Source organism: Aquimarina sp. Aq78 (assembly GCF_900299525.1).
Lineage (GTDB): Bacteria > Bacteroidota > Bacteroidia > Flavobacteriales > Flavobacteriaceae > Aquimarina.
On record NZ_OMKA01000003.1, the window covers coordinates 618,934 to 639,964 of the forward strand.

The following is a 21,031-nucleotide window of genomic DNA, read 5'->3' on the forward strand; positions in this document are numbered from 1 at the left end:
TTTATTTTTTTAACCAGTTACCACTATACTCACAGTCTCTATACTCTCCGTTTATTTTTATATAGGTATCCATTATCTTCTCACTCTGCCACTTACGAATCGCATCAATTTGTTTTTTTCTTAATGCCAATTCCTGTATTTTAAGATAGTCATTTGCGTAATCAGCTATATGTTCATCAAACCGGTTAAGTACTGTTATTAATTTATACTTTTTTCGACCTTGACGATCCTGATCAGGAATTACCAGAGAAACTTCATTCATTTTTAGTTTAGATACTTGATCGTACAATATAGGGTCAATTTTGGTAAGTTCAAAACGAGTATCTCCTGTAGTGGGGTTAAGTAGTTGCCCTCCATCTTCACGAGTTTCTTTTTCATCACTAAATTTTCTTGCCGCCTCTTTAAATTTAATAGAACCCGAAACAATACTTGTTCGTATAGAATCTATTAACCTTTTGGCTTCATCAACCGTTTTTCTAGTTACTTCGGGAGAGAGTAGTATGTGTCTTACGTCGATTTCTTCTCCTCGTATTTTATCAACTTTTACAATATGCCATCCAAAATCAGTTTTAAATGGTTCGCTTACTTCTCCTTCTTGTAAGCTAAAAGCTACATCTTTAAATTCTTTGGCAAAGTTTGTTTTGCGATCAAGAGTATATTTTCCCCCAGTAGATTTAGAACCTGGATCCTGAGAGTACAATACTGCTTTAGTAGCAAAGCTACTACCGTTCTCTACAATATCTTCTCTAAATTGATTTAATCTATCGATTACTTTTTGCTCTTCTTCCTGAGGTATTTCTGGTTCTATTACAATCTGAGCTAATTCAAGTTCTGTACCAAAAAGTGGTCTTTCTTCTTTTGGAATGTCATCAAAAAATTCTCTGATTTCTTCTGGAGTAATCTCGATATCTTTGATGATTTTGGTTCTCATCTGTTCTGATAACCTATTTGACTTATTGATTTCAAAAAGTTCTTTTCTGAAATCTACCACATTATCCTTTTTATAAAATTTTAATACTTTTTCTACCGTTCCCAACTCATTTGTCATATATGCCAATTGCTGGTCAACCATAGAGTTAACTTCTGCATCTCTAACTTCTATACTATCCTGAATAGCATGATGGGCATACAATTTGGCCTCAAACAAACTACCTGCAAGTTCGCAACGGCTTACATCAGAAGCAGAAACACCCTCACTAATCAACTGTCTATAGGCAATATCTACATCACTATCCAAAATTACATTTTCTCCAATCACCGCAGCTACGCCATCTATTTTTGTCTTTTGAAACGGTACTTTTACAGTTTCTATCGGCGCATTTATAGAATCATTTACCATGATACTATTCTGTCCATTAATGGTATCCTGGGTTACTATAGAATCTTGTGCTACTTCTTCAATAATCTCTTGTGCATAAAATTGTGTATTTATACTAAAAGTAAGTATAGCACAAAGTACTGTAGTTTTAATCATAAACTTCAAATTGTTTGTTCTCAACTGCATCTCTTGTAATGTCTTTTTCTATTTTTTTTATTAGCTCCAACTTTCTCTTATTTAATATAATCTGCCTTATTGTAGGCTTAATATATTCTAGTGGTGCTATTTCATTACGCTTTAATACGTCTTCTATTTTCACCATATATACTCCTGTAGAATCTCTAAGTTGCATATATTTCCCATTTTTTAAGAGTTTTGACCTATCTTGTTTTTTGAGAATTGGAATCTTACTTAATACCTGATCTAACTTGATCCAAGCAGAATCATTTAAAGAATATGTTAGGTATTCTATCTTTTTTCCTCTCAACTCTTCTATATCCTCTTCATTAAAACGATTGAATTGTTGCTTCGTTGCAACAATATTCGCGTAATCAGGTGGCAAATGTAAGTAACGTAATTTTACTAACTCCTCATTAAGATTAAAATTTTTCAAATTTTGATCATAATATGATTGAAGATCTTGTTCTGTGATCTCCATATTAATAGATTTATTGATCACTGCATTCTTGTAAGCATTGATATATAAGGTACTTTGATAGTTTTCTACCAAATCATTAAATTCTTCAAGTTCTTCTTGGGTAAGATTTAGTTTAGCCTTGTCAATAAACAATTGACGAGTAGCCCATGTATTAATATAGTTATTAACAATATTAGTACTATCGCCTGTAGACACATCCTTTGGTACTAGTTTTTTAACATCATCTTTATATAGATAGGTATCATTTACTCTGGCAATAGCTTCTTTTTTAATTTGATTCTTAAATTTTTGGCAAGAAACAATAATTAGCAATAGCAGTATTAATTTATAATATTTCATCTGTTTATATATAATATTCTTTAGACGATCAGACTTATGTTGATATAGATATATGAAATAACTATCTAGCTTGTAAAAAGTCATAATCATTATATCTTATTCACGCATTCCCACTTTTTAATTATCTATAAAGAAATTAATAACAGCATCTTAGAGCATGTACAATTGTACTGCTCTTTAATCAAAAATTTATTAATTTTTTAAATTGATAATTCTTTTTTAGCTTTTTTTAAGGTTTTCTCATTAACCTTTACCGGGTATTTTACTCTTAAATGATCTAGCCATTTATTTTCTATACTTTCCTGAAAATCATTAATCACTTCGCCCTTAGTTTCTTCAAAAGTTTTAATTCTTGAAGGTAAGATTTCTCTAACCATAATCAAAGTCTTAAAATTCTCTTCTTCCAGGAACACAATCTCCCCTTTTTCTGCAGAAAAATTCTTGGGTAATATTGCGTCTCCTTTAGCTAATTCTTCTTCTGAAAAAAGGACTAAAGCTATATCTCCTTTATTGACTTCAGTTTTTATTTCTTTAATCGACTTTTTCTTCTTCAGTAATTTCTCAACCTTACTAATCGCTTCTTGTTTTGATGAAGAAGCTTTAAGAACTTTATACGCCTCATTTTGTGTATACTTACTTTTTTGAGTTTCATAATATTTTTTAAGTCCAATAGAGTCTGTTTTAGACACATTCCATATTTTAGATTCCATAAGATCAAAAAGTAAAAGCCCATCACGATACTCCCCTATTACATTTGCAAAATCTTTATTATCCTCTTCAAGGTGCTCTTCATAATATCGAAGTAAGGTTGTTGATTCGAATCGGGTATACATTTCTTCAACAAAAGCAGAAACATCTGCATATCCTTCTATTCTTGTTTGATTACTCTTCAAAAACCCAGCAAAGTCCTTGTATATATATTTCTCTTTTTTAAGATTAAAGAGTTCCTTTTCCAGATTTTTATCTTCGGGTATGCTCCATTCCTCTTTAGAAAATGTAGCTGGAAGCATTTCTTTAAAATATGCAACTGCTTTTTCATTCTTGGTAATAGCATATTTTTTCTTTAATGAATTAATAAACGAAGTAGTCACTAATTTTGATCTGCTATCCCTTTTTACTTTTTTGGTAAGTTCGTTTTTTTGTTCTTCAAAACTCTTGAGAGGATGTTTATCTATAAGTTGTATGATATGCCAGCCATACTTAGTTTGTATTGGTGCAGAGATTTCGCCTTTTTTTTCTAAATCAAAAGCGGTTTTTTCGAATTTCTCAGAATTTAATGCTCCTTGTCCAAAACGTCTAATCTTCCCACCCTCTATTGCTGTACTTGGATCATCACTATATTGTTTTGCTAATGAAGCAAAAGAAACTCCTTGCTGAAGTTGCTGATTGATTTCTTTTATCCTTTTTTCTGCTGCTTCTGATGTTCTATTATTATTAATAGCTACCATAATATGAGCTACAGTAACTTCTCCTAATTTTTTCTCTCTACCATTAACTTTTACAACATGGTAACCAAATTGTGTTCTGAACGGTTCTGAAATCTCCCCTACTTTGGTTACATATGCAGCTTTTTCGAATGGATACACCATTCTGAACGCAGAAAACCAACCTAAATTTCCATTGTTTTTAGCAACAGAAGGGTCTTGACTATAGGATTTAGCAACAACATCAAAAGATTCTCCGTTTATAATCTTATTTCTTGCTTCAACAATTTTTTGATATGCGGCGATAGTATCCTTTGCTGATGCATTAGGTTTTACCATAATCAAAATATGACTTGCATTTACTTGCTCAAGAGAGCGATCATAAGCTTCCCTTATTAATGCATCAGAAGTTCTGGTATCTGTAAGATATCCTTTTGCCAGTTGTTTTCTATACCCCTCTAATTCTTCTAAATACGTTTGTTTTTTGTCTAACCCAAGGTGTTTTGCTTCTCTTAACTTTAACTTATAATTAATAAACAAATCAAGATACTCGTCTATATTCTTTTGCGAATTGTCTTTAACTAAATCTATGTTTTTAAGATACACTCTCTTAAACTCTGATATATACACAGGAGATTCGTCAATAGTAAATAGCACATCTTTTGATTGTTGTGCATTTGCAAGTGTAAACAGAATACTTCCTAAAAAAAATAATAGCCCCTTTTTATACATAATTTCTACATGATGAAGTTCTAAATCGAACAAAAATAATAATATTAAGATGTTTTACAAGTTCCTTGTTCTAACGATGTAAACACCTCCTATAGTATTAACTTTTAATTTTTTTATGATCTATGTATATTGTAGCCACTTTACAAAACTCACTAACAACAATCTCATCATGGAATATACACTCGACATCGAAATAAAATTACCTAGAAATCAGGTGATTGAAAAATTTAATAATGAAGAAAACATAAAACACTGGCAAAAGGGCTTTGTAAGTATGGAGCACTTAAGTGGCATAAAAGGAAAAACCGGAGCAATTTCAAAACTTACTTATAAAATGGGTAAGCGAGAAATTGAAATGATAGAAACAATCACTTTATTTGATCTTCCTGAGTCATTTCATCTTACTTTTGATGCGAAAAACGTATATAACATTCAGGAAAATTATTTCGAAGAACTCTCAAACGGAAATACGAAATGGGTCTCTAAAAACGAATTTAAATTTAATGGTTTTATGAAACTCATGGGATTTCTTATGCCAGGTGCTTTCAAAAAACAATCCTGTGCATACATGGAAGATTTTAAAGCTTTTGCAGAAGAAGGAAAAAGCGTATTAGACAATTAATTCACAAAAACATTTTTGACGACTATAAAATTGACGACTATTTTGGAACGAAAAATAAAATTAATTTGGGATTTTAGAGGTCCTGCTGCAAGTAAAACTGCCCAACATCACGAAATCCATCTTAAGGAATATATTACTTCAGAAAAATTAACTCTTGATATTACGGGATATCAGGATTTCAATGACCTACATAGTTTGGCCTATATGGTTGTTACCGATTCTGAAATGAAAAAGGTACGTGATGCTTTAAAACCTCATCGTGGACAACTCTATGAAGGGTAGATTTTTAAAAAAAATAATTCGTGGCACGTATATTGTCTAAGACCTTATATATTTGCAAAAAAATAGAAAATAAAAAAACAAAAAAGTAAAATGAAAAAAATAATATTATCAATCTTAATATTGGTCGTTAGTTTTCAATTAAATGCACAATCCAAAACCGGAACTATAGATTCTGAATATATTCTTTCTCAAATGCCAGAACTTACCAAGGTTCAGGAAGATTTAAAAGCTTATAATGGCAAAATGGAAGGTGATTTAAAAGTAAAGGTAGAAGCATACCAAGCTAAAGTGAAGGAATATCAAGACAAGGTAGCTTCTTTTACCGAGGCTATTAAAAAAACAAAGCAGGAAGAAATCATTGCTTTAGAAAATGATATTGCAAAATTTCGTCAGAATGGTAGTAAATTAATCCAAATAGAACAAAATAGATTACTACAACCTCTATATCAAAAAATTGGACAAGCACTAGAAGAAGTTGCTAAAGCTGAAGGATATGCTCAAGTATTTACTATTACCACAAGTGGTTTGGCATATGTTGATCCTAAATTCGATGTAACCAAAACAGTAATGACAAAATTAGGAATCACTATAAAAGAAGCTCCTAAAAAATAAAATACAGCATTATATTATTATAAAAAAAACGTATCAATTGATACGTTTTTTTTATAACTCGTTACTAGCAATTTCTTTTAATTTATCCTCTACCTGCATCAAGTATATCTCATTATACACTTCCTTATAAGGATCAGAAGCTTTGTATCCTTGTTTGATTAGTTTTTTTGATTGTTCTATTGCCAATATTGCCTCTTCTTTATTGTCCATTTCTAATAAAGCAAGTCCTTTATAGTAATATCCCATAGAAGATTTGTCATATAACTTAATCGCCATATCAAAATCGGCAATAGCTTCTTTGTACATTTTTTGATGCGTATAACTAATCCCTCTATATACATAAGCAGATACTTTTACATAATCTCCTTCTTCATCTATTGCATTCGTAAATTCTAGTATTGCCTCTTCATGTCTTTCTAACGCTTGTAACACTTCTCCTTTTAATGAATTAACATTCTCTCCCCAGGCATAATCTGTCTTATCAGGAGTATAATCATCATATTGATTAAGGTATTGTAAGGCTCGATCATAATCTTTATACAAATCTGTCATTAACCAAGATGTATAGTATAATGTTTCTTTTGGATCAAGTTCCATTGCTTTTTCAAGTAAAGGAATAGCGATATGATAATCTCCTATCTTACTGTTTGCAATTGATTTTTCGATATAATAATCTGCGATATCAGGATTTAGAGCAATTAACGTATCTAAATATGCCTGTTCATTTATCGCTCCTTGAAAAGACCGTTTCTTTTCATACTCCAAACGTTTGGTTTCTTCAGACTTTTGTTCTTCTGTCCATTCTGAATAGTCCACAACTTTCCCCTCTCGACAAGAATACATCAAACTGATAAGACAAACATTAAGGATATATACGAATAATCTTTCCATTTTTAATTCTAAAACTTAAGTAAATATAGGTATCTATGGCTTTATTACTTTTTGGTTTTCTACCTGGTATCCAATCCTGTAAGCCTTTTGTAATTTCAAGAATCTGATTAGCTACTTCTTCCGAAAACTCCTTATGTTGATAATCAGTATCAAATGCTTGTGTTTCATACATTCCAGCCTTTCCTTCGCAATTAACTACAAATCGAACCTGAAATATCCCCGATTCTGTATTACCATCGGGCTTCTTATAGTACTCTTTAAAAATCTTTCTTATATGATAAAGCCCTCCCTTATATGCTGTGCCCTGATAATAATATCTATCTCCAGGGAAATTCTTGTTAATGTATTGATTACAAAGCTGAAATGAAACTGGTTTTATCTCGGCATCTGATCTTCGAACAGGTATGTATTGTATTTTTTTAAACTCTCCATCCCTAAAACCAAAGGTATAGATACTATTTTCGTCATATGAAAGTACTTGTTCCCAAAATTGATAATTCTGATCACATGCTAATTGATTTCCTTTCTTGATAAGAAATAATGCATTCTGAAAAGTAATGAATTCATAACAATAGGTATAATACTCATCACTATTGGTATTTATAAATTGTAGTTGTTTTTCTTCTTTACTAAATCTGAAAATCCCAGTTTCTTCATTTATTTTCCAATCTTTGGATGACAAAAAGTCTTCAAACTCCTGAACATTAATTGTCTTTGTAGTAATCAAACGATGTGCCTCGATTTTATCAAGAAAATTTAACTGATCATTTTTTATATAAAATTTACGAATAGGATAAGAAGTCGTATCTAGTGTAATAGAGTCCTTAGAAAATTGTATCCTGTTTTTAAAGAATGTAGTACCGCTCAATTTTTTGAAGTGAAGCGTATCCTTTTTAAATTCAAGCACATAATTACTAGGCAAATAAAAATCCCTATCATATATAAATGCTCCACCTATCCAAGTCCCTTGAATCGAGTTTTCGTCAATAGGTAATGTTTCTTTTTGTTTACAGGAGTTTAGACCAATAATAAATATTCCCAAAAGGAGATATATTATTTTGTCTTGGTATTTCATATTTAGCTACTATCTTCTGCTATAATTAGGTGCTTCTTTGGTAATAGTTACATCATGTGGGTGACTTTCATTAATACCACTAGCAGTAATCTTCACGAAACGACCATTTTCCTGTAGTGTCGGAATATCTTTTGCTCCACAATATCCCATACCGGCACGTAATCCTCCTATAAATTGATGTATACTCTCTACAAGATCTCCTTTATAGGCTACTCTACCTACTATACCTTCTGGAACCAGTTTTTTAATATCGTCTTCAACATCCTGAAAATATCGATCTTTAGAACCTTTCTTCATAGCTTCTACAGACCCCATACCTCTATAGGTTTTAAATTTTCTTCCTTCGTAGATCACTGTTTCTCCTGGAGATTCTTTCGTTCCTGCAAGAAGTGACCCTAACATAACTGTATCTGCTCCTGCCGCTATAGCTTTTGGAATATCTCCGGTATATCTAATCCCTCCATCTGCAATCACAGGAACTCCAGATCCTTTTATTGCATTAGCTACTTCTAATACTGCAGAAAACTGAGGAAATCCTACACCTGCCACTACCCTTGTAGTGCATATAGATCCAGGACCAATTCCTACCTTAACTGCATCAGCACCTGCTTCTACCAAATATTTTGCAGCTTCGCCAGTCGCGATATTCCCTACAACTACTTCTAATTCTGGGAATTTTGCTTTTACTTCTTTTAATACCGCAACTACACCTTTGGTATGCCCATGTGCTGTATCAATAACCACAGCATCTACTCCAGATTTCACTAAGGCTTCTGCTCTCTCTACAGCATCACCGGTAACTCCAATAGCAGCTGCTACACGCAAACGCCCTAACTTATCTTTATTTGCATTTGGTTTTAAGGTCAGTTTAGTAATATCTCTAAAAGTAATTAAGCCAACCAAAGTGTTTTCCTTATCTACTACTGGTAGTTTTTCGATCTTATTATCTTGTAAAATTACTTCGGCTTGTTGTAATGATGTTCCTTCTCCTACTGTAACCAGGTTTTTACTAGTCATTACTTCAGATATAGGTCGTTGATCATTTTTCTCAAAACGAAGATCTCTATTGGTAACAATACCAATCAATTTATAATGATCATCTACAATCGGAATCCCACCAATGCTATGCTCTCGCATATTGTTTTTGGCATCAATTACTTTGGCGTCCAGAGGTAATGTTACCGGATCGATAATCATACCGCTTTCTGCACGTTTTACTTTGCGTACTTTAATTGCCTGTTCTTCGATAGTCATGTTTTTATGTAACACTCCTATCCCACCTTCTTGAGCCATAGCAATAGCCATACGACTTTCTGTAACAGTATCCATTGCTGCAGAAACGATAGGAACATTAAGTATAATATTTTTTGTAAACTTAGTTCTGATACTTACCTCTCTAGGTAGAATTTCAGAAAAAGCTGGGACTAGAAGAACATCGTCATAGGTTAAACCTTCTCCAACGATTTTGGATTCATGTGCTGTCATCGCAATTAAAATTTAATTGCGTGCAAATGTACGTCTTTTTTAAGGAATATTAAACCTATACCTTTTTATTTTGATAATCAAGATCACTTATATTACCGGTTTACTTTAATAAGTAACGTACAGAGTAATCGACAAAATGTTAAAGTACTAGTATTTTTGCAGAAATTGTTAATTATTTATTAACAAAATTAATTTTATTAACATAATTTTAGTAATTATACCATATATTTAGTTTGTTAGATTGTTTTGATACCAAGTATATCAAAACAATCTACAGCCCCAAAAAGAATTATTGTATGAGAACTATGCTAACCCTGGCATTGATATTTTTATATATCAATATTGCCAATGCTCAATTTACTGATGCCCCACTTACCAATTCAACATTTACGAATTCTAGTCAGATAGAATTTAAACCAGAGAAAACTTTATTTAGCAAAAGAATTATACCCGTAGCCTTAATTGCTACTGGTATTCTTTTATCTACAACTAGCTTTGAGAAATCATTTCAGAAAGATCTTAGGAATATGGTCGGTGATGATTTTTATTTCGGCATGGATGATTACACCAGATATGCTCCCGTTGTAGAAATGTATGCTGCCGATATTTTAGGAGCAAAGTCAAAAAGTCATTGGTTTGATCAAACCAAAAACCTTATTCTTTCATCTCTCATAAGTAATGGTGCATCTTCATTGTTAAAGAGAGAAGTTCACAAATACAGACCGGGAGGTTCTACAAATGCTAATTCTTTTCCATCGGGGCATACTACTACAGCATTTACTACAGCCACGGTATTATATGAAGAGTTTAAAAACACTAATCCTCTTTTAGCATATAGTGGTTACTTTTTTGCTATTACTACAGGAAGTTTAAGAATGCTTAATAATATGCATTACCTCTCTGATGTTTTGGTTGGAGCTGGTATAGGAATATTATCTGTAAAACTGGTATATCATTTTAATCATCTTATCTCCTGGAATCCTTTCAAAAAACTGGATGGAATTGCTTTTGCTCCACAATTCAGTGAAAAATCTGTAGGGTTTTATCTTTCGAGAACTTTCTAAGATAAGAGAAGTTCATATAAAAAATGTAAAGATTTTAAAAAAACAAATTCCACATTGTTTTAAATAAGTCAAAGTAGTATACAAAATGTATTATTTGCATGTGCTTTGATCTTAATTATCATATCATACAATTATGGATGATCCGTCCCATAAGGGGTAATATCCCCTACTCAGAATCCGTGTTTTCCCTCTATTTTGATAACACCTAATACACTACTTTTGAATAAACAAAACAGTCTAACTCATATTTCAAAATCTATAAATAATGATTGTTTCACACAAAGTAGAAAGTTATAGTCTTCAAATTGTTAGTAATTATGCTGGCGGTGGCGGTTACCAAATGGGGTTTGTATACCTTCATGGTCAGAGTCAAGAATATATAGGACATTTAGCTATTATTAAAAACGAAAAGACATTGCCAGAAAATAAACAACATAGCAATGGTAGTATAGTACTCTATTTTCATGAAACAAAATTACAATCTATTCTTGAAACCCTTAGAAGTGAAAGTCCTGTATCAATTAAATTTAATACTAGTTCTAAATGGGGATCAATCGAAACAGGCAAAGAAACAGTAGGAAATGGGGAGCTTGCTGCTTAGTACCCAAAAGATCTGAAAAACAACAAAGTACCATTACTCTCAATTAACACATGGGCCAACCAGAAATGAGAGTTCTAAAAAATACAAATTGTGAAGAATGTAATTGGTTCGCAATCTGGTGACAGTGGAAGTGTGTTAAATTAAATGGAATCTACAGTTTTTCAGGTCTCTTGGATACTTTATCTTCTAATAACGATAGGTTCTTTTCTTAAAAAAAGTGTCGTATACAAACTAATCTATTGATCTCTGTATAGATTTAGAAATACAATTTCTTAATCAATTGGTTATATTTACAAAAATGATTTTTGTTTATAATGATAACACATCAAAGTGAATTATTTTAACACTCTGTTGTTTAGCACATTATACAGCACACAATCAATATTCTTAATGTAAACTACATTAAGGGTACTGATATAATAAACCAAACCTTACACTCTGTAGAATGAAAACACAAACCACAAAACATCGCATAATTACAATTATGTTAACTATAATCCTATGTGGATGGGTATTACATTATAATTTAAAAACTTCTAACCTAAGAGAAGAACATGAAGCTTTTTTGAACGACACCTATCAAAAAGCATATGCAACACCAGGAGAATTAAATAGCAAAAAACCTGATAGGCCAGATTTTGCTGCACTTCACGAATATCTTACTACTCTAGATCCGGCAACAAAAAATGTACCTAAAGAGCGTTTATTAAAATCATTTCAATTTACCAAAGCACAAGCACTTAAGAGTAAATTATTACAAAAAAGCAGTAGTGATCAAATACAATGGAAAAATATCCCTGCTAACATATCGGGTAGAATTCGAAAAATAGTCTTTGATCCTTCAGACGCAACACATAAAAAAATATGGGGCGGATCGGTTACTGGTGGACTATGGTATAATAATGATATTACAAATCCAGAATCTTCCTGGGAAAATGCATCTGGTTTTTTTGAAAATCTGGCTGTAGGTGCCATTACTTTTGATCCTGATAACAGTAATACGATGTATGTGGGAACGGGAGAATCTTATACAGCTGTAAATATTTATCGGGAATCCTCTGGTCGTGGTACAGGTATATGGAAATCTGTTGATCATGGTGAAACCTGGCAGCTTTTACCATCAAGTACTGATTTTGCTTATATAAACGACATTCTTGTTAGAAATGAAGCAGGTACAAATGTACTCTATGCAGCAGTTGCTTCGGGAACTTATAAAGGAGCTCCACATGGATCTAATACTACTAATGGACTGTATCGATCAATAGATGGCGGTACCAATTGGGTACAAGTGCTTCCGAATATAGTAGGAGATACTACACCATATGCTCCATCAGATATACAAGAAGTCGATGGAGGAAAACTTCTCGTCGGTACAATGCGAAATGTAGATGAAAATGGAGCAGGCGTTATACTTAGTTCTTTAAATGGAACTGACTGGACTATTGATGATTCTTTTGCAACAAGCAGATTTGATCCTTCAAGTGACCTTTATCCAGGTAGAGTAAAATTTGCAGTTGCTCCTTCTAATCCAAAGAGAGTTTATGCTATTATAAGTGGAGGATTCAAATTCCCGTCGGGATTCATAAGAGACTCTAGTAATTTTTGTATCCTTTTACAATCTTCTGATGCCGGTAGCACATGGTCAGAATTTGCAGGTCCAAGTAGAGATCTGGGCTGGGGAGGCTGGGGATCGCTTACCTGGCATGCCATGGCTATAGGAGTAGATGCTGTTGACGAGAACACTATTATTATAGGTGGTCTCAATAGTTTTAAATTAACAGGAACCGATACTGCTGATACTACAGATGCTAGTGCATTACGCTGGCAATCGATTTCTTACTGGGTAGCAAATCGTCATAAATTCCCAAAATATGTTCATGCAGATCAACATACTATTCTGTATAGACCAGGCTCTTCTGATGAAGTTCTTATTTCTACAGATGGAGGTGTATTTTATTCAAATAATATGACTACTTCTAATGTAGCCGAATTTGATAACTTTTTAAATATATTTCCTTCCTTTTTTGACGTAAATAAAGGCTTAAATACTATTCAATACTATACTATTGGTATTCACCCGGGAAAAGGAATTGATGCTTATTATGGAGGAACGCAGGATAATGGTACACTGCGATATGATGGTAATCCTATTGATGTTACCGATATGGTAAGTGGTGGGGATGGTGTATTTGCGTTTGTTGATAAAAACGAACCCCATATTAGGATCACTTCGGTATATCATAATCAATATTTTATCAGCAGGGATGCTGGCGAAAATTTTACTTATGTTGGTCAATTAAGTGGTACTTTTATCAATGCAACAGATTACAACTCTCAAACCAATACAATTTTTGCAAACGCAATGGGGCTTGGTGGTGCAATTAGCTCAACAGATAATCAACATATTGATGAGTTATTAACAGTTGAGATAAAAAGTGATACTATAATTTCAAAATTTACACCGCTAAACACAGGATCGACTGTACCCTACTCTAGCGTAAAAGTATCGCCATATGACAAAACAAGAACTTCGACATTATTTATTGGTACTCAATCTGGTAAATTATTTAAAGTAACAAACGCGCAGAGTGATACCCCTACAGTTATAGAGATTGGCAGTAATTCATTTCCTCCTGCCACTATATCCAGTATTGATATCGGTGAAACAGAAGATGAAATTTTGATTACTTTTTCTAATTATGGTATTAGTTCTGTTTGGTATAGTGATAATGGTGGATCCTCGTGGATTGAAAAAGAAAATAACTTACCTGATATGCCTGTACGATGGGGATTATTTAATCCTTTTGATAGGTCTCAGGTACTATTAGCGACAGAAATTGGTGTGTGGGCTACCAATGATATAAAATCAGATGAAGTGGAATGGTTTCCCAAAAATGAAACTCTTGCCAATGTAAGAACAGATATGATTGCCATACGAGAATCAGATGCAAAAATTGTAGCAGCTACTCATGGCCGGGGAATGTTTGAAGCAACATTAAATGTAAAAGACAATCCAACTAGTCCTCCTATTGTAGAGAAGGAGATTTTTTCTATTTACCCTAATCCAGCCCAAAGTACATTCACAATTAACTCGACATTAAAAAGTGTTATTGCTTATGAAGGAGAAATTTTTACGGTAGATGGCAGACTGGTAGAAAGATTTTCCTATACTTCTGGCGAGGAATTCGATATTAATATTAGTGGCTATAAGTCTGGTATTTATCTTGTAAATCTGGAAGGAAATGATGGTTCACAAATTGTAACCAAAATGGTAAAACAATAGAATTGATTTTTACAGTAACAGGTATTACATTGGTTCTTATTTCATTATCCTCCTATGCCCTTTTTTTCATAAAAACAAAAAAACGGAGTAAGTACTTAAACTTACTCCGTTTTCAAAAATGGTTTACGTTTAGTTATATAAAATGCAATTATAACTAAGCAGCAAATATAGTTTTTTATCAGGGAATCATATAAAAAATACGACCTAAGAAAGAAATAGCAAGTGTAACTAACCTTTATTATATAGGCTATAAACACATTACATCAACATATATTTCTATATTTCATCGAGCAAGAGGTGTTGTTGAGAGAAAATAATAGTCAAATACTCATAATTTAACGATATTACGATCCATTTTATCCTATTTGGGATATACTTAAATGCATCTACATTACTATGACAACTTCTATATTTTTTAAAAATCGAACCTTAAAACATATCGTTTTTTGGATTCTTTATTTATTGATTTGGATAGTAATGGATGTAATGTATGGTGCTTCTTTGATAAAAGCTTCTTATAAGTACCTGGGTTGTTTACTAGAAATCCCATTTTATTATATACACATGTATTACTTATGGCCTAAGTATATTAGTACCAAACGCTATGCATATTATTTTCTGACTTTCATTCCTCTTCTTATTATAAACTCATTACTTGTAAAACTTTTTCAATATTACTTTGTCTACCCGGTTTTATTAGACATACCAAAACTTCCTTCTGATTATTTTTCTTTTCCCAGAATACTGGATTTTGCAAGAGCAATATTATTATGGTTTGGTCCTCCTACTGCTATCAAGATTTTACAAGATCACTACGAAAATAAGATCAACTTAGAAAAAATAAAAAAAGAACAAAAGATCAGTGAATTGAATTTTCTGAGATCACAAATGAATCCTCATTTTCTCTTTAATACGTTAAACAATCTGTACTCATTATCATTAAAGGGTTCAAAAAAAACTCCAGAAGCTCTATTACAACTATCAAACTTATTATCTTATACTTTATATGAAGGTAGTGAAGACAAAATTTCTTTAGAAAAGGAAATACATCACTTGCATGATTATATTGAATTAGAGAAGTTGCGTTTTGGCAATCGTTTGAATCTACAAATGGAAATCACTGGTAATTTTAGCGGTGTGATGATCACTCCTCTTATCCTAATTCCTATAGTCGAAAATGCTTTTAAACATTGTTCTTTGAATGAAAGAGGAGATGTAGATATACAAATAAAAATAGCGGTTACTAATGATGAATTACATATCAGCACTGTTAATCCTGTAGGAAACTCTGTAAAAGAAGGTAATAAAAACGGAATAGGCGTTCAAAATTTATCTAAAAGATTACAGATTATTTACCCTCAAAAACATACCTTTAGGTTAGAAGAACGTACGCATAAGTTTTATGTCGACCTAAGTATACAACTAGATAATTGATGAGTACTATAAAATGTATTATTGTAGATGATGAGCCATTAGCTCAGGATGTTATTTCTGATTACATCAGCAGGTTAGATTTTTTATCCGAAGTTGGAAAATTTGATGATGCTTTATCAGCTATTGAATTTTTGAATACCGAAACAATCGATCTTATTTTTCTAGATATACAGATGCCTATGCTAAATGGGATCAATTTTTTAAAAGCCGTCTCTTCTCCTCCTAAGGTTATTTTTACAACAGCACATCGTCATTATGCAGTAGATGGATTTGAGCTTAATGCTGTTGATTATCTAATAAAACCAATTCCTTTTTATCGCTTTGTACAGGCTATTGAGAAAATAAGAACACATACAGATCAACCCATAAAAATTCCAGAAACTTCTCCTGGCGCCGCTTTTTTTAAGGTAGATAATAAAAAAATAAAGGTGTACTATACTGATATTCTTCTAATTGAAAGCTTAAAAGATTATATTAAAGTAGTACTAAAAGACAGGTTTTTTGTTACTTATCAAACCCTTTCGGGAATGTTAGAACTATTACCATCGTCTCAGTTTGTACAGGTTCACAAATCTTTTATAGTAAACTTTCACTATATAAGTGTTATACAAGGAAATGTATTAGAAATAAATGATCATACCATCCCGATGGGAAGAAGTTATAGAGATCAGGCTTTGGAAAAAATATACCTGACCGGAAAAAAGGTTTGGAAATAAACCTGTCATCTACTACAAATAGTACATATGATCACATTTTATCTTTAAAATTGCTTAAGTTCTTCTGGTACAATTTTACTTGTTTATCTTTTCTATGTTTTGCAATAGCTACGGCGGCTTCATAATGTTTTAATGCTAATTTATTCTGTCCATTTTGTGCTAAAACCTCGGCATAGCTATCCTGTGCATTGGGAGAATCAGGAAAAAGTATTGATCCTGCTCTTAGGATTACCAAGGCAGCTTTTATATTTTTTTCCAGATAATTATATCCCATATCGTTAACCATAAAACTCTCCATATGCCCTCTTTTCAATATCAATTGTAGAAGTTCACAAACAGTTTTTTCGTCTTGTTCTGTATACTCATTTTTTTCCAAAACCTTTTCTAGCTGTTTAAAAGGTTTTTCTCTATATTTTGCAGCACTTACTTTAGCTATTTCTTTAGCTTTTTCTAGTGCATCATCGGCAGTAGATTTAACATCAGGTATCACACCAACACCTTCCCAATTTGTATTTGTTACAGGATTGATCGACCGAGCAATTGGAACAATAAGCCTATATCCTTGTGGTAATCTCATAAAATTCACAGGATGCGCACCACCACCAGTGTTTTCTCCTATAATTGTAGCCCTTTTTCTCGCTTGTAGGTCGTATGCAAAAGCTTCGGATGCAGAAAAGGTTCTGCCATTGGTTAATATAAATAAAGGAACATCCAGTCTTTGCATACCTTTTACGGGTACTGTACTATAGTTTTCCATAGTATCTGTTCTTCTTGTGTATACACTAGTTAATGGTAAGTTTTCAGGAAGAAAATAACTACTTAAATTAACTCCAACAGGACCATTACCTCCCCCATTCCCTCTCAAATCTATAATTATAGCATCAGCAGTTGACAAATATTTCATTAGAGGATCTACTTTTATAGTGTCTTCTACTCTAAATCCTTTTAGGTGAACATACCCCACATTTCCTTCAAAAAAATTAACCTCTCCAAATCCTCCCATACGAAAACGCTCTATATTTTGTAAATGCCTGGGAATAAAACTCAAAGGGTTACTTTGAGCACTATTTCTAGGTCTAGGCGGGGCGATATTAAGATGTTTATCATTTGTGATTTTTTGCATCTCTTTTGTCAATGCTCTTGCAAAATCTTCTGGCTTTTTAAAAGTATCAAAATACTTCTCTTCCATTAATTTATCCAGATGTTTATTTACCTCCTGTGCCTTATCCAGAAAAACATAGTTTTTGATCATTAGTCCTTCTATTCTTTTAATGACATCAGTATTTGATTGCGCTAAAAGAAGCATTGGGGTTAAGACAGTCAGGATAAATATCAATATTTTATTTTTCATTATTTTAATCTGTATTATAATGTATCTTAGGTATGATTTTTATTTATTTTGGTTTGGATATCGATCCACATTCTTATACTGCCAAAGTAAATTTATGATTTGCCATTGGTTATTTGTTTTTACTAAATGTAAATACTCTACCCAATTGTCTGAAATCAATTTAACAGTAGCCATACGGTTATAGATATCTAGTATTTTTATTTCATTACTTGGTTTAGGCGGAAACTTGGTTCCAGACTTATTCCATGATTTTGCAAACTCTATCATCTGTTCATAACTGGTTTCTCTAATCACTTCTTTTTGTTTTTCCCGGTCAAAACCCATCGTTCTCTTTGCTAAATCTTCATGAAACACTTCTTTCATAAGATCAGGTTTTAATTCCTGTAGTGCTACTAAATACCCTAACGCTCTTTCCTTGATTTCTATAGTATCTTTTTTACTTACCGCACTAGCCATTCTTATATGAGTAACAGAAGGAAAATCTCGTTTGTGTATCAGTTTATTGTTTTCGTCAAACATCGCTCCTTTTATGAGGTATCCCTTGTCATCAAATTCTTGGTTGTTGGCTGCAAAATTCCATTGATTTTTAGTTAATTCTCCTTTTACATTATGATAAGAATACCTAATATGATTTCCATTTTTATCATAAGTATCTTGGTAAGAAGCCACTCCTATTGAGTTTTCTTGAACTTCTAACTTCTCATTAAGATTATAATTAGCTTTTGGAGATCCGTCTTTTCTATATAAAATTCCTGTTATCCCAAATTCAAAATATGGTGAAATATTAACAGGAGTATTTTGCAAATCATATCTCTTTTCTATTATTAATTTTTTGTTTTTTGACCACCTATAATTCGCAATTTTCCAATTAGATTCCATAGGATCACCATTCAGATCATAGAAATCCAGCGCATTTACAAATCCTTTTTTATCATATTGATATACTTCTTTATACACTTCACGATCATTGATCATTCGATTTCCTTTCTTATCAAAAAAAACACGGGTCTCTACCCCATTAGTGTAATCAAAAACTGTTCTATGAGCCCCTATTGTTGCTAAAGGGTGTTTTCGCTGATCATGATAGTGATAGTTAATAATCTCTGTCAACTGTTTTTTTTCATTATACTTAAACACATAATGAGAAGTACGTTGAGCTTCTTGATGATTTATTTCATGAATTCCTTTTATCTTTACATGTGGCGATACATGATTATACCTCATGTGTCTAAAATATTGTTCTGTAACAGCGTGTTGAGCATTAGATTTAGGAAAGTGTAATACTGTTAATAGCAAAAATGACGTTATTAAAAGGAGGTTGTTTTGCAGTATGTTTTTCATGAATATATTTTTTTAGTGTTTCTATATATTGATACTTCTTAATTTGTTTGATCAATACACCTTATCTAACCAATGTATTAGATTAAGTAACAGTTGATAATTTTCAGCAGCTTCTGCAGAATTCATCCCAACCTTAACTCTATCTCTACCGGCAATTTGCGCAGTAAACATGGCTGCTTCTCCAAATACAGCTATCCTACCTTTTCCATATTCTAAAACAGCACCTTGTGATAAATTCTCTGCAGAGATTCTAGGTGTTTTTTCATTAAAAACCCACATAGTATCTGTCATAAATACGGTATATTCTTTTTTTAAATTTAAAATTGAAGTAGCTTTTTCTGGTGTTTTAAACCCTTGACCGGTAAAGGTTCTTATGCGATTTATCCGCTCTTTAATATTTCTACCATTTGTTATCATATTATGACTGAGCATTTTATTTTTCCTGGAAAAGTCAAAAATGCCCTTATCATCTGGATCCATTACAAAGCCGTCATAAAATGTAAAACCAAATGCTTTTGCAAGATTTGCAGAGGCACCAGCAAAAGGCATATGATCTGCTATCAGAAAAAGAGAACCACCATTTTTAACCCATTCTTTTACATTATTTATCTCATTTTTCGAAAAAGCACTTTCTGTAGGTGCTACAAAAGGAGGTCTGCTGTTTTCTGATAAAGCATTAGAAATTACTAATATCTTAAGATCTTTTAATTTATCTTTTGCAAATTTCCCTTCAAAACCAGTAACTTTATAACCGTCCTTTGATACTAATTTTGCAAAAGGCAAAAACCTGTTGTTCTTTGTATGAAAATTGTGATGTCCTTGATCTATATGTATCGTAGTACCAGGTTTTTTTGGATACATTTTTACTGTTATTTCAGGACTATAAATTGTATCTGGTATCTGTTGAGAAAATAAATGGCTTATAGTTAAAAGACAAATTATAAGCATGATCTTTCTGTTCATTGTTTTTTGATTTTTAACTGACAAAAAGGATAAATTACTTTATAAAATCGTATGGCACCTATTAGCAGTCATTAATTCTGTTCTATGCATCAAGGTAATACAATCATACTCTTGCAGTTAAATATTTTTGCTGAACGGTAAGATCATACCTCTATATTAAATATCTATCTCGACATCCTGCCAAAAGTTAAATATTTGTATTTCATCGAGAAGTAAATGTTGTTGAGAGAAGATAATGAACAACTTTATACCAAGATTAGATATATCTTAGAAAAGTAATCCATCAAAATAAATGAGTTACATATTGTATATCTACTTAGCTTTTTAGTTGTTTTCCGTAGTCACAATCATCTGCTAACCCTTTTGAATAGCTAGTCTTTGTATTTAGATCCATGATAAGGTAAACTTTTTTCTTTATGGATATGGTTACATGCTCTTCTTGCCAATGTACTTTTATATCTTTCTTTTTAAGGTTTTTAACATAACTATATCGATTAGCATATAAGGCAGGCAATGGTGCATCTCTTCTTTCCAGGATATTTTTATGTGAATTTACGCCAGAAAATTTTGGATCGATTACCGCACATAGAAAGCCATCAAAATCAATATCTTCTTTATCTGCTCTCAAGAGGTAAGCCCAAACAGCATAGGTTTCTTCTTCGATCATCAATGTTCTACCGGAATTAGTATGTGTATCTGTCATAAAAATTTTTGCAGTACTCTTTTCTTGCTTCTTTTCTTTGGTGTTTACACTAAATAATCCATCAAAAATAGATAGTAATTCAATTTTCATTTACAAGTTTTCTTTTTGGGGCCCGTCGTAAGCTAGAGCTTAATATA

Annotated in this window: 18 protein-coding genes; 8 read left to right on the plus strand and 10 right to left on the minus strand. The window is 32.2% G+C overall.

Features of this window, described 5'->3' with window-relative positions; all coding sequences use genetic code 11:
• Position 1: 1 nt before the first annotated feature.
• The 3 genes from DG435_RS07625 to DG435_RS07635 form a co-directional block, all read right to left on the minus strand.
• Complete coding sequence (locus DG435_RS07625) at positions 2 to 1,474, minus strand: peptidylprolyl isomerase (protein WP_234387092.1); 1,473 nt, start codon at positions 1,472 to 1,474, stop codon at positions 2 to 4.
• Positions 1,467 to 2,315, minus strand: a complete 849-nt coding sequence (locus tag DG435_RS07630; RefSeq protein ID WP_106792592.1) for a peptidylprolyl isomerase — start codon at positions 2,313 to 2,315, stop codon at positions 1,467 to 1,469. Before DG435_RS07630 ends, DG435_RS07625 begins: the two co-directional genes overlap by 8 nt.
• A 200-nt stretch (positions 2,316 to 2,515) precedes the next feature.
• The gene (locus DG435_RS07635) at positions 2,516 to 4,504 is read right to left on the minus strand and encodes a peptidylprolyl isomerase (RefSeq protein WP_159025567.1); all 1,989 of its coding nucleotides are present in this window, start codon (positions 4,502 to 4,504) and stop codon (positions 2,516 to 2,518) included.
• A 136-nt stretch (positions 4,505 to 4,640) separates the two neighbouring features.
• On the opposite strand from DG435_RS07635, the gene DG435_RS07640 reads away from it, so the two are divergent.
• From DG435_RS07640 to DG435_RS07650, 3 genes are all read left to right on the plus strand, one after another.
• Positions 4,641 to 5,093 (plus strand): SRPBCC family protein, encoded by a 453-nt coding sequence (locus tag DG435_RS07640; RefSeq protein ID WP_106792590.1) that lies wholly within the window; start codon positions 4,641 to 4,643, stop codon positions 5,091 to 5,093.
• 42 nt (positions 5,094 to 5,135) lie between these two features.
• A complete protein-coding gene (locus DG435_RS07645) occupies positions 5,136 to 5,375 on the plus strand; it encodes a hypothetical protein (protein WP_106792589.1) in 240 nt (79 codons plus the stop codon).
• A 90-nt stretch (positions 5,376 to 5,465) separates the two neighbouring features.
• Complete coding sequence (locus DG435_RS07650) at positions 5,466 to 5,987, plus strand: OmpH family outer membrane protein (RefSeq protein ID WP_106792588.1); 522 nt, start codon at positions 5,466 to 5,468, stop codon at positions 5,985 to 5,987.
• Between the two features lie 51 nt (positions 5,988 to 6,038).
• Here DG435_RS07650 and DG435_RS07655 read toward each other — a convergent pair whose 3' ends face one another.
• From DG435_RS07655 to guaB, 3 genes are read right to left on the minus strand one after another with little or no spacing between them, the layout of a single operon-like run.
• Positions 6,039 to 6,878, minus strand: a complete 840-nt coding sequence (locus tag DG435_RS07655; RefSeq protein ID WP_106792587.1) for a tetratricopeptide repeat protein — start codon at positions 6,876 to 6,878, stop codon at positions 6,039 to 6,041.
• Entirely contained in the window at positions 6,850 to 7,953 is a 1,104-nt protein-coding gene (locus tag DG435_RS25830; protein ID WP_199852672.1) for a hypothetical protein, read from the minus strand. The genes DG435_RS07655 and DG435_RS25830 overlap by 29 nt, the downstream gene beginning before the upstream one ends.
• Before the next feature lie 9 nt (positions 7,954 to 7,962).
• Positions 7,963 to 9,438: an IMP dehydrogenase gene (guaB, locus tag DG435_RS07665; RefSeq protein ID WP_106792586.1), complete on the minus strand. Its 1,476-nt coding sequence runs from the start codon at positions 9,436 to 9,438 to the stop codon at positions 7,963 to 7,965.
• A gap of 296 nt (positions 9,439 to 9,734) precedes the next feature.
• Between guaB and DG435_RS07670 the strand changes: the two genes are divergently transcribed.
• The 5 genes from DG435_RS07670 to DG435_RS07690 all read left to right on the plus strand — a co-directional run bounded on the left by DG435_RS07670 (position 9,735) and on the right by DG435_RS07690 (position 16,536).
• Positions 9,735 to 10,502, plus strand: a complete 768-nt coding sequence (locus tag DG435_RS07670; RefSeq protein WP_106792585.1) for a phosphatase PAP2 family protein — start codon at positions 9,735 to 9,737, stop codon at positions 10,500 to 10,502.
• A 265-nt stretch (positions 10,503 to 10,767) separates the two neighbouring features.
• Positions 10,768 to 11,103 carry a hypothetical protein gene (locus DG435_RS07675; protein ID WP_106792584.1) on the plus strand — a complete coding sequence of 112 codons (336 nt, stop codon included), beginning with the start codon at positions 10,768 to 10,770 and terminating at the stop codon, positions 11,101 to 11,103.
• A gap of 445 nt (positions 11,104 to 11,548) precedes the next feature.
• Positions 11,549 to 14,386, plus strand: coding sequence for a T9SS type A sorting domain-containing protein (locus DG435_RS07680; RefSeq protein ID WP_106792583.1), 2,838 nt, complete (start codon positions 11,549 to 11,551; stop codon positions 14,384 to 14,386).
• Between the two features lie 396 nt (positions 14,387 to 14,782).
• Entirely contained in the window at positions 14,783 to 15,820 is a 1,038-nt protein-coding gene (locus DG435_RS07685) for a sensor histidine kinase (protein WP_106792582.1), read from the plus strand.
• Positions 15,820 to 16,536, plus strand: coding sequence for a LytTR family DNA-binding domain-containing protein (locus DG435_RS07690; RefSeq protein WP_106792581.1), 717 nt, complete (start codon positions 15,820 to 15,822; stop codon positions 16,534 to 16,536). Before DG435_RS07685 ends, DG435_RS07690 begins: the two co-directional genes overlap by 1 nt.
• A 31-nt stretch (positions 16,537 to 16,567) precedes the next feature.
• Here DG435_RS07690 and DG435_RS07695 read toward each other — a convergent pair whose 3' ends face one another.
• The 4 genes from DG435_RS07695 to DG435_RS07710 all read right to left on the minus strand — a co-directional run bounded on the left by DG435_RS07695 (position 16,568) and on the right by DG435_RS07710 (position 20,984).
• On the minus strand, positions 16,568 to 17,887 hold the full coding sequence (locus tag DG435_RS07695; RefSeq protein WP_106792580.1) for a S41 family peptidase: 1,320 nt from the start codon (positions 17,885 to 17,887) through the stop codon (positions 16,568 to 16,570).
• Between the two features lie 39 nt (positions 17,888 to 17,926).
• Entirely contained in the window at positions 17,927 to 19,228 is a 1,302-nt protein-coding gene (locus tag DG435_RS07700) for a nuclear transport factor 2 family protein (RefSeq protein ID WP_106792579.1), read from the minus strand.
• 51 nt (positions 19,229 to 19,279) lie between these two features.
• Complete coding sequence (locus tag DG435_RS07705; protein WP_106792578.1) at positions 19,280 to 20,191, minus strand: hypothetical protein; 912 nt, start codon at positions 20,189 to 20,191, stop codon at positions 19,280 to 19,282.
• A gap of 316 nt (positions 20,192 to 20,507) precedes the next feature.
• Positions 20,508 to 20,984 (minus strand): hypothetical protein, encoded by a 477-nt coding sequence (locus DG435_RS07710; RefSeq protein WP_106792577.1) that lies wholly within the window; start codon positions 20,982 to 20,984, stop codon positions 20,508 to 20,510.
• Positions 20,985 to 21,031: the final 47 nt, after the last annotated feature.

Bases quoted from the DNA above. Each gene is read 5' to 3' on its own strand.
- DG435_RS07625 (WP_234387092.1), bottom strand. From the start codon at position 1,474: ATGATTAAAACTACAGTACTTTGTGCTATACTTACTTTTAGTATAAAT.
- DG435_RS07630 (WP_106792592.1), bottom strand. From the start codon at position 2,315: ATGAAATATTATAAATTAATACTGCTATTGCTAATTATTGTTTCTTGC.
- DG435_RS07640 (WP_106792590.1), top strand. From the start codon at position 4,641: ATGGAATATACACTCGACATCGAAATAAAATTACCTAGAAATCAGGTG.
- DG435_RS07650 (WP_106792588.1), top strand. From the start codon at position 5,466: ATGAAAAAAATAATATTATCAATCTTAATATTGGTCGTTAGTTTTCAA.
- DG435_RS07655 (WP_106792587.1), bottom strand. From the start codon at position 6,878: ATGGAAAGATTATTCGTATATATCCTTAATGTTTGTCTTATCAGTTTG.
- DG435_RS25830 (WP_199852672.1), bottom strand. From the start codon at position 7,953: ATGAAATACCAAGACAAAATAATATATCTCCTTTTGGGAATATTTATT.
- guaB (WP_106792586.1), bottom strand. From the start codon at position 9,438: ATGACAGCACATGAATCCAAAATCGTTGGAGAAGGTTTAACCTATGAC.
- DG435_RS07670 (WP_106792585.1), top strand. From the start codon at position 9,735: ATGAGAACTATGCTAACCCTGGCATTGATATTTTTATATATCAATATT.
- DG435_RS07675 (WP_106792584.1), top strand. From the start codon at position 10,768: ATGATTGTTTCACACAAAGTAGAAAGTTATAGTCTTCAAATTGTTAGT.
- DG435_RS07680 (WP_106792583.1), top strand. From the start codon at position 11,549: ATGAAAACACAAACCACAAAACATCGCATAATTACAATTATGTTAACT.
- DG435_RS07685 (WP_106792582.1), top strand. From the start codon at position 14,783: ATGACAACTTCTATATTTTTTAAAAATCGAACCTTAAAACATATCGTT.
- DG435_RS07690 (WP_106792581.1), top strand. From the start codon at position 15,820: ATGAGTACTATAAAATGTATTATTGTAGATGATGAGCCATTAGCTCAG.
- DG435_RS07695 (WP_106792580.1), bottom strand. From the start codon at position 17,887: ATGAAAAATAAAATATTGATATTTATCCTGACTGTCTTAACCCCAATG.
- DG435_RS07700 (WP_106792579.1), bottom strand. From the start codon at position 19,228: ATGAAAAACATACTGCAAAACAACCTCCTTTTAATAACGTCATTTTTG.
- DG435_RS07705 (WP_106792578.1), bottom strand. From the start codon at position 20,191: ATGAACAGAAAGATCATGCTTATAATTTGTCTTTTAACTATAAGCCAT.
- DG435_RS07710 (WP_106792577.1), bottom strand. From the start codon at position 20,984: ATGAAAATTGAATTACTATCTATTTTTGATGGATTATTTAGTGTAAAC.